The sequence below is a fragment of the Mucilaginibacter sp. genome (genome assembly GCF_025359345.1).
GTDB lineage: Bacteria > Bacteroidota > Bacteroidia > Sphingobacteriales > Sphingobacteriaceae > Mucilaginibacter.
Window position 1 is genome coordinate 84,642 of sequence record NZ_JANYGQ010000001.1, and the last position, 12,802, is coordinate 97,443.

A 12,802-nucleotide genomic window follows, 5' to 3' on the forward strand; every position below is an offset into this window, starting at 1 on the left:
TAAGCTTCCCGCTAAATTTAACAAAGGCCATTGTACATAGCGCTTCGTTCTATAGGTAACGATGCCACGGTTTACGGAGCCGCGCTTAAAGCGCAACCCCGGAATACCTATAATCTACCCCCAACAGACTGTACATGATGCCAAAATTACCAGCAATGGTAAATTCGCAGCATAATTATCCCTGCGGATAATTATGCAAACAATAAAAACACAACCACCTGGTATGAAACTTCGATTAACGCCCTATTTTTCCGCACTTTTTTTGTTCATATGTTCCGCAGTGTGCGGTCAGGAAAAGGTATCCCAAAGTGCATCAACACTAATGGGCAACCGCTTCCTGACCTTTAATACCGTTATCAGGGTGAACCAGATCGAGGTGGCGAGGGACCGCAATGTAGGTGAAGATGAACGGGCGCTGCATACCCCGGCAAAGGTAATTGCTTTCAGGAATGCGCTGGCAGAAGGGTTCCCGGGTGGAAAAATAACCTGGTCGTTCAGCTGGCTTGCGCTGCATGATACCAGCGCCGCGTACCGCGAGATCAGGAAGCTGGTAGTGGGCTATCATTTTAAATATGGCGATGATGTTACGTTTATACCTGGCGCCTATTTCGCCAATGCCTACAACACCACCGACCAGGTAAACAAGGACTTGCACGACGCACTTAAACTAATAGAGGATATGGTAGGCGGCGGGTACCGTCCGCTAAGTATAGTGGCGGGCTTTATGTCGGCAAAAAACCAGCAGTACCTGGCCGAAAAGGAAGGGATACACGTTTGCCAGGGAAACATCTGGAGCCAGTTCAGTATTGATAACCAGGATGGCGACGGTGCCGTGGTTTACCCTTTTTATCCATCAAAAGAACACTTTTGCAAGCCGGCCCAAAACCAAAACGATTTTATCGACTGCGTTAACCTTGATGGTTGGACGGTTGATTTCCTTGCAGGGAGAAGACAGGGTTTTGCAGAAGGATTTAACAGCCGGATGGGCGTTGGCCCGATAGAAACGCTTGGCAGGTACGGCAACGAGGTGGGTTTAAAGGAAATGATGCATACTACCGCGATCCATTTTGATAAAGGTTACGAACTTAACGGTTTCGGCTGGGTAACCAATTGCTGGGAACTTTCCCTGCCTTATGATCCGGCTTTGCTGAAGGATTGGTTAGCCGCTATCAGGAAACGCTGGCCCGATGTTAAGCTGATTACCCAGGGCGAATTTGGCTTGCTTTGGCGGGCGCACTATAAAAGCAACAGTTTCAACTACCGCTTTGTTGAACGTGGCTCAGGCATAGGCGGATCGGATGCCAATAACGAGATTAGTTGGTTTATGAACAAGGATTTCCGCCTTGCCTTGTTGAAGGATTGGAAAAAAAACACAACCGAAAAAGTTATAGATTTTACCCGCTACGATGTCCCGGCTGCCGAGCCGGCAGAGATGACACGTAAATGGAGCCTGTTGGGGGAGATCAATCAAAAACAATCGCGCCCGCAGGATAAACCGGTGCCGCTTGACTCGCTTTCGGCAAAAGGACGTTCGCTGATAGGAAGGCATTACAAGTATTTAATTAAAAGCAAGTAACCGCTGGGAATGTGTCCCGGGGGCGTACAAATGTGAGATAATTGGTACTCCCGTTATTTTCCCACTGTTGTGAGTATGACAGATGCTATTAGTGCAAAAGCTACACGGGACTTGAAGGCGCTGTTAATCTCCGTTAGATAACCGGGCTTTTACTCAGCGTCTCTAATCTTTCTCAATTGTTCTATGTCTTCTAAATCTTTCTTTCGGGCGGTGGCATTTTTATCCTCAATTAAGTCATAATAATGCATGAAGTGGATTTTAATGGCTTCCAATTCCACTGTCTCTTTTCTTTGGTTTGATTTGGCGAACTTAATATCGGCCTTAATTTCGGGAAGCGCATCTAAGGTGAATTCATCAAAGTCTAATCTAAAAAATGACTTACGCGGGTTTGGATTATGTTCGTTTTTGAATGCAGTAATGTCATGTCCTAACTCTTCTATAACTTTCAGAAAGTTAAAGTAGTTTTCATAAGTTGGGTTGTACCAAAGGTCGATGTCAGGTTTGTCGGTTAGCTGCCCGGCTGTATTAATCGAATGTCTATAATAGCCGTTAAGTGCAACCGCCGTTCCTCCAACAAGCATGTATTGAACATCATACTTTTCAAGCAACCGGCACACAGTTAGCAAACTATTCTTAAGTTTATCTTCCATATGAAATTATTTGCAGTGCTTATTTTCATTTGGACGAACTTTAACAGAATAAATTTCTTTTATAGCTATTTCGAAGTCGTTGTGTTTTTTTAACCTCGATTTATCATCCGAAATTTTGCTTTCGCTCGATTTTAAATCTTCAAATGATGTAAACTTCTTAACCGTTTTCATTGTTGATGACGCTGTGTTTGCTTTATTGTTGTCATTTATATAACGTGAACCTTGGTATAAACTGACTAACTAATAAAATATAAAGATACATATAGTTCTACTTAAAGCAATCAAAGATCAGCTGGTTGGATATAACACTTTTAATGTTGTAGTCCTAAATTCGCTTCACGGCGGATCCCACTCGTCAAGGCGTACAACTGCTACCTTCAATTTAAACTCAACGCAATTATGCCACCTAATATCAATATGCCGGCAATCAGTCTTCTTCGGACATCCGCTTCATTCAAAACCCGCGAACCCATAAATACCCCCAGCAAAATACTGATTTCGCGTGCCGGGGCAACAACGGTCAATGGGGCATATTTCAGTGCCTCCAACACCAAAATGTAAGCTGCGGGGCTTAACAGTGCTATGGCAATAATGGTCCATTTGTGCTGCTTAACCTCGCGTTTAATTTCATCTTTTTGCCAGAAAACGAAGGGGAAAAGTAGTCCAATACTAAAGGCGCCCGAAACAAAAGTGATTATCAAAGGCGATACTGCATAGGTCTTTATCGCAACAGTATCGTTGAAGGTGTACAAGGTTATAAATAACCCGGTAAGTACGCCCCAGAAAACGCCGGCCATTATTTTAGCGTTGTTCTCTTTCTTAAAACTCAGCCCGGTTATCACCAGCACGCCGGCAAGGATCAGGAATAACCCGATGGTTGCTTTCAGCTTTAATTGTTCGTGTAAAAATAAAATTGCAGCAACCGATGAAAACAGCGGACCGGTGCCGCGGGCGAGAGGATATACCACGGACAGGTCGCCGCTCCGGTAACCTTTTTGCAGGATTAGAAAATAGCTGATATGCAGTACTGCACTCCCAAGGGAAAGCCATAGTACCGGCTGCGAAAAGGAGATATCGCCCTGGTTTATTTTATCGAGCAATACCGGTAAATACAAAATGGTACTGGCAATATACATCAGCCAAATAAAAGGCGCCTTGCCTCTTGCTTTTTTTGAAAGCAAATTCCAAAAAGCATGAAGTACGGCTGCAGTTAGTACCAGCGAAAGAACATAAAGACTCATTTACCCGCTAATTTGCGGTAAAGTAATAAATGATCGGCAATAGTTTGGACTGCTCGCTAATGAAGAATAGTAATTAATGATTACTTAAGGTTATTAGTTGGCGGGGGAAGGTGATGTACGGATGTTCGCCCTGTGTTTCTAACATTATTTATATCTTTAGGTTCCTGCTTGGTGCTGCTTGCAGAATATTACTTGTTATAGATAAAAGGAACATCAAACATATGATTACCCGGGATAAACCTTATCAGCCTGTGAATAAAAATAGTATGCCGGTTCATAATGCCGGTTGTGTACTTATCCATAGCTATTTTCCTATGCTGTTTGAGCGTCTTGGCCTTATGGTCAACCAAAGCTTTGTAAACGAAGACGCCCGGCAAAAGGCAGTGCATTACCTGCAATATGTTATTACGGGTTTAAGCCATACCGAAGAGCACATTTTACCGCTGAATAAAGTATTGTGCGAAGTGCCGGTGGAGCAACACATTATAGATGGTATACTTGTGCTGGAAGAACATGCGGAGCTGATTAATGGAATGATAAAAGCCATAATAGGCTATTGGCCCGCTATTGGAACAAGTTCCATTGAGGGCTTCAGGGGAAATTGGCTGGTACGCGATGGGCTGCTAACTGAATTTGATGACAGGTGGGAACTTGCAGTTGAAAAGCGAGCCTATGATGTGCTCATACATAAGTCGCCTTTTACTTTTTCTGTTATCAAGCATCCATGGATGGATAAGCCGGTACATGTAAGCTGGCCTAATTAAGGGATAATTTCATATGCGTATTTATCAATAATGAAAATCGAAATAATCAATAAGGAACTAAAACTGGATGTTTCCGGCTTTTTGGGTGTTGCTGCAAATAAAAATTATGCGGGAACCGCTTTTGCACTCATGGATAAAATGTGGCCGGTGATTAAAGCAAAAGGACTAAAACATAAAGGGCTAAATATTTGGATATATGAAGCCAATGAAAAAGTTTTTGCCGGAGTTGAACTGGAGGATACTTCTATAACAGACACAGGACTGGAACAAAAAACGATTTTGCTTCCCAGGTATGCTTACTACAAGCATATTGGCTCCTATAGCCAGCTAAAACAAGCCGGCGATAACATGCGAAACGAAATACAAAAAATGGGACTAAAGGCCCGCCTTCCATACATTGAAATTTACGGGCATTGGACAAACGATGAAAGCAAGCTGGAAACGGAGATGTTAATGGCGGTTGAATAGGCTTGCTTTCACTTTATAGCAAAATAGCCTTTTTTAATTATAACTTTTTGAGCGGAATATGATACGAAAAAAGGCGTTATCCTTACAACAAAAGGGGTGAAAAGCTATCACTCTCTTCCCTTCAAATTATCTTCATCCGCTCCTCTTCCAAATCTATCTGGTACAATTGCTCACGGATAATTTCTTCGTCAATATCCGGGTCTTTATTAAGTTCATTAAGGTACCGCCGCTGGCTTTCGAGCAGTTCTAAAAAAATCACCATTTTCTTTTCACTCAACACGCTGTCGGCTGCAATTTTCGCCCGTTCCTCCCAAAGTTTCAGTAAACTTTCCATGCCGGCATTGCCGTTCAAATCATTTTCATATTTAACCTTCAAAAACTGGTGAACATGTTGCTTCAATCCATGCTTCATTTTTTGCCTGGTCGATTTTTCTATTTCTTCGTTTGTTAACTTGTCGTATATGTGCGATTTTCTTATAAAAATGGGTAGCGTTAGGCCCTGTAAAACAAGTGTCACCAGGATCACAACAAAAGTGATAAACAGGATAAGGTTTCGCTGCGGAAACTCCAGGCCGCTATCCAGTGTAATGGGGATGGCCAAAGCAGCGGCCAGCGATACCACTCCCCGCATACCGCACCAACCCAGCATGAGCGGCAACAATAATGTCCTGCCGGTAGAGCCAGACCGCTGAACTACGCTCGGCCTAAAGATAAGTGTGGCAGCCATAGCAACATAGGCACTAATGATCCTCGCTACGATCAGCACGGCAGTAACCAGTAGACCATAGCCAATCGCGGTGCTTAATGGAATGCCCTTTACATGCAAACCTTCAACAATTTCAGGAAGCTCCAGGCCGATAATAAGAAAAACGATACCATTCAATATAAAAACAAAACTTTCCCAAACGCTAAAGCCCTTTACGCGGCTGGCGCTGTTTAAAAATTTGAGCCGCCTTATCGACATAAACAAACCACCCGCTACCACAGCCAGTACGCCCGAGCAATGTAACTGCTCGGCCACCCAATACATAAAATAAGGCTCAATAAGCGTAAGCGCTATGTCAGACGAGGCATCGGTAGGCAGGCGCTTATGTGCTTGTACGAATACCCAGGCCAGCAGCAAGCCAACGCCTGCCCCACCAATTACCATCCATAAAAAACTCATAGCCGCCTGTTGCCATATGAATTGCCCCGTACCTACCGCCAGCAACGCAAAGCGGAAAATAATAAGCGATGAAGCATCATTCAACAAGCTTTCGCCTTCCAACACAGCAGACGTGGACCTCGGAATCTTTACAAATTTGGTAATTGCCCCGGTACTTACCGCATCTGGCGGGGCGACGATCCCTCCAAGTAAAAAACCAAGGGCTATTGAAAATCCGGGGATATAGTGGTTAGCTACAATAGCTACCGATAATGCAGTGAAAAACACCACCAGGAAAGCAAAGCTGGTGATGATGCGCCACCACTTTTTCATTTCTTTATAGGAGATGGTCCAGCAGGCTTCAAATAACAATGGCGGCAGAAAAATGAAAAAGATAAGATCAGGGTTTATCCTAACTGCCGGCAGCCCCGGAATAAAACTGACGAGCAGCCCCGCAACTACCAATAAAATTGGATAAGCAATTTTTAGTTTGGTGGCCCACATTTCAAGCAGCACAACTGCGGCAACCGTCGCGAGCAAAAAAGGCAAAATAGTATGCATCGGTTTTATTTGTAGTTAATTCATGGGTAAATACGCTTCTAAAATAAGGAAAAATTTAAAGCGGAGTTTTAATGAGTGCACTTGGGTATTTGTTTTGAGCGGATTATGGCCGCCCCTCCGCATAAGATAGTGCAGGATAGATGACCTCCAATTTGTATTTAGCTTAGTGCTTTGTTATAAGCCAATTATCTTTTTGAAATTCGAGTTTGTCTTAAAACAGGTCAGTAAAGCCTATTCGGTCTTTTAGTTTATAAAATTATTTCGCATGGTAACATGTAGTGGCCTGTCCGATTTCGAATTAGTTGCCTTGCTGCAATCGGGCGACAGTGCAGCCTGCAAGGAAATATATGGACGCCATAGCGTACTATTGTTAAATCACGCATATAACAAAACACGTGACCGTGAAGAAGTAAAGATATTGTACCCGAAGTGTTTGCCAAATTGTGGGCAAACCATCAAAATTACCAGCCACAGAAGAATTAAAAATCAAAAAGATATTTTACCTGGAAACAGGATACCGAATAGTGGCGACCGGCATAAGCTCCAGGCTATTAACAATTAAAGCAGATAATGATAATGGAAAGAATAAAAAAATATAAAGTATCGTTTTTATCGGCAGCAGCCTTTTTTACCCTGGTTTGCTTAAATACGGCGACTGCTCAAACTCTAAGAGCTCCTTTCAAGCCATCTGCTAAGGCATTGGATACCGTTTTTGGAAGCCGGGATAAAACGGCCTTTATGGCTCCCGAAAAGGTTTATTACCCGGAAACCTGGTTTCATTTTATTGGCGGCAATGTTTCAAAAAAAGGTATCACTGCCGATCTGGAAGCTATTGCGGGTGCTGGCACCTCGGGCATAACGCTTTTTCACGGGCAATTTGGGGGAAGGTGGCCAGGTGTGGATACGCCTATTGCGTGCCTGAGCCCGCTATGGGATGATGCTGTTAAACATACAGCGCTTGAATCCCGGCGGTTAGGATTAAAGTTTTCTATGGAGAATTGTCCCGGCTGGGCGATGGCTGGCGGCCCGTGGATTAATCCTTCACAAGCGATGCGCCAGTTGGTTTGGTCGCGTACCGACATACGCGGCGGAAAGGGCAAAATAAAGATGACGCTGGCCATACCGCAGCCAAGCAGAGAGTCATGGCGCGATTATAACAACATTGCTGTATTGGCATTTCCACGGCCACTGGATGATAATGGCGACACGCTGAAAGCGGCTGCCGTTAAAGGCAGCGGCAATAACCCATGGGAGGCGCTGCTGATGAAAAAATCCGGTACGCCTGCAGCGCTTAACCCTTCAACGATTGCCAATCCCGGTTGGTTCGAAATTACATTTTCAAAAGCGACAGTTATCAGAACTGTTCAATTGCCGAGTGTAAACAGGTTAAATCCCACATGGGCTTATGAGCCTGGTGTAAAAATAAAGATCGAAGCAATTCTGCCGGACGGTAAATTGGAGGAAATACTCAACAAAGACCTACCGGCAAGCAACTTCCAGGACGATTTGCCGCTTTCTTTAGCATGTTCGAAAGATATTCGGTCTAAAAAATTCAGAATTTCGATCGTCAATAAACATCCCATCAATGTTAGCTTCTGCAATTTCTTTTCTGCTGCAAGGGAAAACAATTGGGAAGCGGAAGCCGCCTGGGTATTACGAAGTGTTGGCCCAAGTGATGGAAAATATAACCAGGACAAGAAGGCTTATATTGATCCGGCACAGATTCGGGACATCACTAACATGGTTGACGCTAAAGGTATTCTTCAATGGAATGTACCTGCCGGTGATTGGATAATCCTGCGTGTGGGCCATGTTAATGCGGGCAAAAAAAATGGCCCCGCGCCGCCCGAAGGGACTGGATGGGAGTGTGATAAACTCTCACAAAATGGGGCAAACGCTCATTTCGCTGGATATATCGGTCGCCTTTCAGGCAGTGACGGACCTTTAAAAAACGGCTTGCTTACCAGTATGACCATGGATAGCTGGGAGTGCGGTGCGCAAACCTGGACAAGCGATATGGAGGCTGAGTTTAAACAACGATCAGGCTATCAGCTCAGGCAATGGATCCCGGCCCTTTTTGGGTATGTTTTGAAAGATCAGGAAACCACTTTCCGTTTCCTGCACGATTGGAAATCGGTGATTAATAACCTTTATACCGATAATTTTTATGGACGGATGTCAACTTTAGCCAGGCAAAATAAACTGTCCGTTACATATGAAACCGCTGCCGGAGACGTGTTTCCCGGCGATATAATGGAGTACTATAAGTTCGCTGATGTACCAATGTGCGAATTCTGGCAGCCAATCACCAACGGGTTCGTAGGTTCCTTAAATTTTAAGCCGATAAAGCCATGTGCCTCTGCTGCCCGGCTTTATGGTAAACCGCGTGTTGCGGCAGAATCATTTACCTCTTTTGAACTGACCTGGGACGAACAATGGGAAATGCTTAAAGAGGTTGCAAATATCAATATGATTGAAGGGGTAACGCACCTGGTATATCATACCTATACGCATAACCCGCAAATTAATTATCTGCCGCCGGGTACGTCATTTGGTGCTGGTATCGGCACGCCATTCCTCAGGGGCGAAACATGGTGGAAGCACATGCCGTCGCTCAACGCTTATTTTGCACGCTGCAGCTATCTGTTGGAACGCGGCAAACCGGTATCTGATGTGTTATGGTACCTGGGTGATGAGATAGATCATAAACCAGATCAAAATGCGCCTTTTCCCGCTGGTTTTAAATATGATTATTGTAATCCTGATGTTTTGCTTAACAGGCTCAGCGTTAAAAATGGCTTGCTTACCACTCCGGAAGGGGTTACTTATAAAGTGCTGTGGCTGCCAAAAACCACGCACATGTTGCCCAAAACACTCGAAAAGATCAGCAAATTGATAAATGAAGGAGCCGTTGTTATTGGTGATGCACCGAAAGAACTAGGAACCTTAAGCGGAGGCAATAGTGCACAGATCCGTTTTAGTACGGCAGTAAAAAATATCTGGGGAAATAGAAGACCGGCAGGCATTCGCATGATTGGAAAAGGCAAGATCATTGCCGGTTTATCATTACTGACAGCATTAAACGAATTAAAAATAGCACCCGACGTGAGCGGCGACACCGCCCTTTGGTTACACAGGAAAGTGCAGGGTGCCGATTGGTACTTCGTAACCGCGCCGAAAGGCAAACCATTTAAAGGCACCCTGAACTTCAGAACAAACGGTAAGGTCGAATTATGGGATGCCGTTACAGGCGCTGTTAAACCGCTGATCAGTATAGAAAAAGACGGCCGTTCGCCGGTGGAATTTGATTTGCCCCAGGCTGGGTCATGTTTCGTGGTTTTTCATCATAATGAAAAAACGCCGGATCCTGTAATTACTAAGGTGATCGCAACCACGCCGCTAAATAATAACTGGACGCTTGCGTTTCCTGGTGGTTGGGGCGCACCGCAGTCTGTTAAGGTAGATGAACTAAAAGCATGGAAGGACCTTGACATCACGAATGAAGGCAAAGCATTTTCAGGCACTGCAACTTATTCAACTACATTTGAAGCCGGAAACCCGGCTGCCGCCAACAGCTTTATACTTAATTTGGGCAAAGTTGCCATGATAGCAAAAGTTATTGTAAATGGTAAGGATATGGGCACGGTTTGGTCGACCCCTTACCAGGTGGATATTACCAAAGGAATTACACCGGGCAAAAACACCATAAAGGTTGAAGTTACCAGTACCTGGTTTAACAGGTTGGCCTATGATGCGGCACAACCAGAAGACAAACGAAAAACATGGACGATAAGCGGGCCGCCGAAGGATGCTAAGCTGAGGACGAGCGGATTGCTTGGGCCGGTAACTATTTTGACTGAAAAACAAGATTGATTTTACAATCGGAGATATGGTGTTTTTTAGGAAGCTTGCATTTGGTAAAAAATGGAACGCCTGATAATCAGCATGTTTCACAGCGTTCCGGGTGTTCCGTGTATAAAAATGGAACGCTTTGCCGATGCCTTTCCACAAACTTTCGGTTCGCTGCGGCCAAGCTATGGTTGCACGCGGCTGAAGAGAATTTGTGGTGCGGCGGCGGTTTGCTTATGCCGAATTCATATAAAAATTTACTTAATAGCGCAATTTTGAAATAAAATTATCACTACCATGACAGTAGATGACGGTTGAAAGAAAAAACGTATTTAACTTGCCGTCGCTTAAACTGGTGCAGCCAATTTTAACTTTTAAAAAACATAAATCGATTAATACAATGTCTATAGTTTCCACACAATTTAAACACGTAAGCTATTTATGGGACGATGCCGCCGCTGCAAAACTTGCCGGCGATGAAGTGGCCCTGCTGATATACCGCTCCAATTTACTTGGCGCCGACCTGAGGTTAACCAACTACGGCGGTGGCAACACATCATGCAAAGTGATGGATAAAGACCCCTTGACCGGCAAAGAAGTTGAAGTTATGTGGATTAAAGGCTCGGGCGGTGATATCGGCACCTTGAAAAAGAGCGGCCTGGCTGCGTTGTATGTCGACAGGTTGCGCAGCCTGAAGAATGTTTACCGTGGCATTGAGCACGAAGATGAAATGGTTGAACTTTTTAACCACAGCATTTTCGACCTTAACTCAAAAGCGCCTTCCATTGATACGCCGCTGCACGGCTTTTTACCATTTAAACATATCGACCATTTGCACCCCGATGCAGCTATAGCCATAGCAGCAGCAGCAGATGGCGAAAAAATAACCCGTGAGCTTTTTAATGGTACCATAGGCTGGGTTAACTGGCAGCGCCCAGGTTTTGATTTGGGCCTGCAATTAAAGGAATGCCTTGACAGCAACCCCGGCATCCGCGGAATAATGCTTGGTTCGCATGGTTTGTTTACCTGGGGCGATACTGCCTACGAAAGCTACATCAACACGCTTGAGGTAATAGAAAAGTGCGCCGAATACCTGGAAGCAAACTACGGTAAAAAAGGCCCTGTTTTTGGCGGGCAAAAACTGCAAAGTCTTGATGCTGATAACCGCAGAAAACAAGCGGTTGCACTTGCGCCTGTGCTGCGTGGTTTCTGCTCATCGCAAACTAAAATGATAGGCCATTTTACTGATGATGCAAGAGTTTTGGAATACATCAACTCAAACGACCTTGATCGCCTGGCCCCGATGGGCACCAGTTGTCCCGACCATTTTTTAAGGACTAAGATCAGCCCGCTGGTATTGGATTTGGGTGCAGCAGATGATTTGTCAGATGTAAAAGCGATAAAGGAAAAACTTACGCCTGCGTTTGAAGCATACCGCAAAATGTATGCTGATTATTATAACACCTGCAAGCACCCGAACAGCCCTGCCATTCGCGATGCAAACCCGGTAGTTATTCTGTTCCCCGGCGTGGGCATGTTTACTTTTGCGAAAGATAAACAAACCGCGCGTGTTGCTGCGGAATTTTATATCAATGCCATTAACGTAATGAAGGGGGCTGAGGCCATATCTACCTACACCTCGCTGCCCCGGCAGGAAGCTTTTGATATTGAGTACTGGCTGCTCGAAGAGGCTAAGCTTCAGCGTATGCCAAAACCAAAGGCGCTTTCAGGGCGTATTGCCTTAATAACAGGCAGTGCCGGCGGTATTGGTAAAGCCATCGCCAAGAAACTGGTGCAGGAGGGCGCCGTTGTGGTACTGAACGATATGAATGCGGAACGCTTGCAGGGCGCTGGCGAGGAATTCGGAAAGCTTTTTGGTAAAGACAGCTTTACAACTGTAACGCTCGACGTTACCAAAGCCGCTGAAATTGCAAACGCTATGGCTGCCGCTATTTTAGCCTTTGGCGGAGTCGACCTGGTGGTGAATAACGCAGGCCTGTCCATTTCGAAAACTATAGCCGACCATACTGAAAAAGACTGGGACCTGTTATACGACGTTTTAGTAAAAGGTCAGTTTATGGTTACCCAGGCGGCAGTTGCGGTAATGAAAAAGCAAAATATAGGTGGCGATATTATTAATATCGTCAGCAAAAATGCACTGGTAAGCGGGCCTAACAATGCAGGGTATGGCAGCGCCAAAGCAGCCCAGCTTCATTTGAGCAGGCTTAATGCTGCCGAATTAGGTGTGGATAAAATACGCGTAAATGTAATTAACCCCGATGCCGTGATAAGCGACAGCAATATATGGGCCGGCGGATGGGCCGAAGGCCGGGCTAAAGCTTATGGTATAACGGTTGAAGAATTGCCCGCTTATTACGCCGGAAGAACACTGCTGAATGAAATTATCCTTCCGGAAGATATTGCCAACGCCTGCTTTGCTTTAACAGGCGGCTTGCTCAGCAAATCTACCGGGAATGTTATAAATGTTGATGGCGGGGTGGCAGCCGGTTTTGTGCGATAAATATTATTGAGAAGAAAACCAATTATAA

Annotated in this window: 10 protein-coding genes; 6 read left to right on the top strand and 4 right to left on the bottom strand. The window is 44.8% G+C overall.

Annotated elements, in window-relative coordinates; all coding sequences use genetic code 11:
- Window positions 1–223 precede the first annotated feature (223 nt).
- Window positions 224–1,576: a DUF3863 domain-containing protein gene (locus tag Q0R52_RS00430; RefSeq protein ID WP_295790778.1), complete on the top strand. Its 1,353-nt coding sequence runs from the start codon at window positions 224–226 to the stop codon at window positions 1,574–1,576.
- Between the two features lie 149 nt (window positions 1,577–1,725).
- Here the strand turns inward: Q0R52_RS00430 and Q0R52_RS00435 are convergent, their stop codons facing one another.
- From Q0R52_RS00435 to Q0R52_RS00445, 3 genes are all read right to left on the bottom strand, one after another.
- A complete protein-coding gene (locus Q0R52_RS00435; protein ID WP_295790781.1) occupies window positions 1,726–2,226 on the bottom strand; it encodes a hypothetical protein in 501 nt (166 codons plus the stop codon).
- Between the two features lie 6 nt (window positions 2,227–2,232).
- Window positions 2,233–2,397: a hypothetical protein gene (locus tag Q0R52_RS00440; RefSeq protein WP_295790783.1), complete on the bottom strand. Its 165-nt coding sequence runs from the start codon at window positions 2,395–2,397 to the stop codon at window positions 2,233–2,235.
- A 206-nt stretch (window positions 2,398–2,603) separates the two neighbouring features.
- Window positions 2,604–3,467, bottom strand: a complete 864-nt coding sequence (locus Q0R52_RS00445) for a DMT family transporter (RefSeq protein ID WP_295790787.1) — start codon at window positions 3,465–3,467, stop codon at window positions 2,604–2,606.
- Window positions 3,468–3,688: 221 nt separating this feature from the next.
- Here Q0R52_RS00445 and Q0R52_RS00450 point away from each other — a divergent pair, with 221 nt between their 5' ends.
- Window positions 3,689–4,231 (top strand): contractile injection system tape measure protein, encoded by a 543-nt coding sequence (locus Q0R52_RS00450; protein ID WP_295790791.1) that lies wholly within the window; start codon window positions 3,689–3,691, stop codon window positions 4,229–4,231.
- 30 nt (window positions 4,232–4,261) lie between these two features.
- A complete protein-coding gene (locus tag Q0R52_RS00455; protein WP_295790794.1) occupies window positions 4,262–4,699 on the top strand; it encodes a GyrI-like domain-containing protein in 438 nt (145 codons plus the stop codon).
- Between the two features lie 121 nt (window positions 4,700–4,820).
- Here the strand turns inward: Q0R52_RS00455 and Q0R52_RS00460 are convergent, their stop codons facing one another.
- Window positions 4,821–6,404, bottom strand: coding sequence for a Na+/H+ antiporter (locus Q0R52_RS00460; protein WP_295790798.1), 1,584 nt, complete (start codon window positions 6,402–6,404; stop codon window positions 4,821–4,823).
- A 265-nt stretch (window positions 6,405–6,669) separates the two neighbouring features.
- Between Q0R52_RS00460 and Q0R52_RS00465 the strand changes: the two genes are divergently transcribed.
- The 3 genes from Q0R52_RS00465 (at window position 6,670) to Q0R52_RS00475 (ending at window position 12,774) form a co-directional block, all read left to right on the top strand.
- Entirely contained in the window at window positions 6,670–6,966 is a 297-nt protein-coding gene (locus Q0R52_RS00465) for a hypothetical protein (RefSeq protein WP_295790802.1), read from the top strand.
- 14 nt (window positions 6,967–6,980) lie between these two features.
- Window positions 6,981–10,277: a glycosyl hydrolase gene (locus Q0R52_RS00470; protein ID WP_295790804.1), complete on the top strand. Its 3,297-nt coding sequence runs from the start codon at window positions 6,981–6,983 to the stop codon at window positions 10,275–10,277.
- 376 nt (window positions 10,278–10,653) lie between these two features.
- Window positions 10,654–12,774 carry a bifunctional aldolase/short-chain dehydrogenase gene (locus Q0R52_RS00475; protein WP_295790807.1) on the top strand — a complete coding sequence of 707 codons (2,121 nt, stop codon included), beginning with the start codon at window positions 10,654–10,656 and terminating at the stop codon, window positions 12,772–12,774.
- Window positions 12,775–12,802 lie beyond the last annotated feature (28 nt).

Excerpts from the sequence above, each read along its gene's own strand:
- Q0R52_RS00430 (WP_295790778.1), top strand. The coding sequence starts at position 224 with ATGAAACTTCGATTAACGCCCTATTTTTCCGCACTTTTTTTGTTCATA.
- Q0R52_RS00435 (WP_295790781.1), bottom strand. The coding sequence starts at position 2,226 with ATGGAAGATAAACTTAAGAATAGTTTGCTAACTGTGTGCCGGTTGCTT.
- Q0R52_RS00440 (WP_295790783.1), bottom strand. The coding sequence starts at position 2,397 with ATGAAAACGGTTAAGAAGTTTACATCATTTGAAGATTTAAAATCGAGC.
- Q0R52_RS00445 (WP_295790787.1), bottom strand. The coding sequence starts at position 3,467 with ATGAGTCTTTATGTTCTTTCGCTGGTACTAACTGCAGCCGTACTTCAT.
- Q0R52_RS00450 (WP_295790791.1), top strand. The coding sequence starts at position 3,689 with ATGATTACCCGGGATAAACCTTATCAGCCTGTGAATAAAAATAGTATG.
- Q0R52_RS00455 (WP_295790794.1), top strand. The coding sequence starts at position 4,262 with ATGAAAATCGAAATAATCAATAAGGAACTAAAACTGGATGTTTCCGGC.
- Q0R52_RS00460 (WP_295790798.1), bottom strand. The coding sequence starts at position 6,404 with ATGCATACTATTTTGCCTTTTTTGCTCGCGACGGTTGCCGCAGTTGTG.
- Q0R52_RS00465 (WP_295790802.1), top strand. The coding sequence starts at position 6,670 with ATGGTAACATGTAGTGGCCTGTCCGATTTCGAATTAGTTGCCTTGCTG.
- Q0R52_RS00470 (WP_295790804.1), top strand. The coding sequence starts at position 6,981 with ATGGAAAGAATAAAAAAATATAAAGTATCGTTTTTATCGGCAGCAGCC.
- Q0R52_RS00475 (WP_295790807.1), top strand. The coding sequence starts at position 10,654 with ATGTCTATAGTTTCCACACAATTTAAACACGTAAGCTATTTATGGGAC.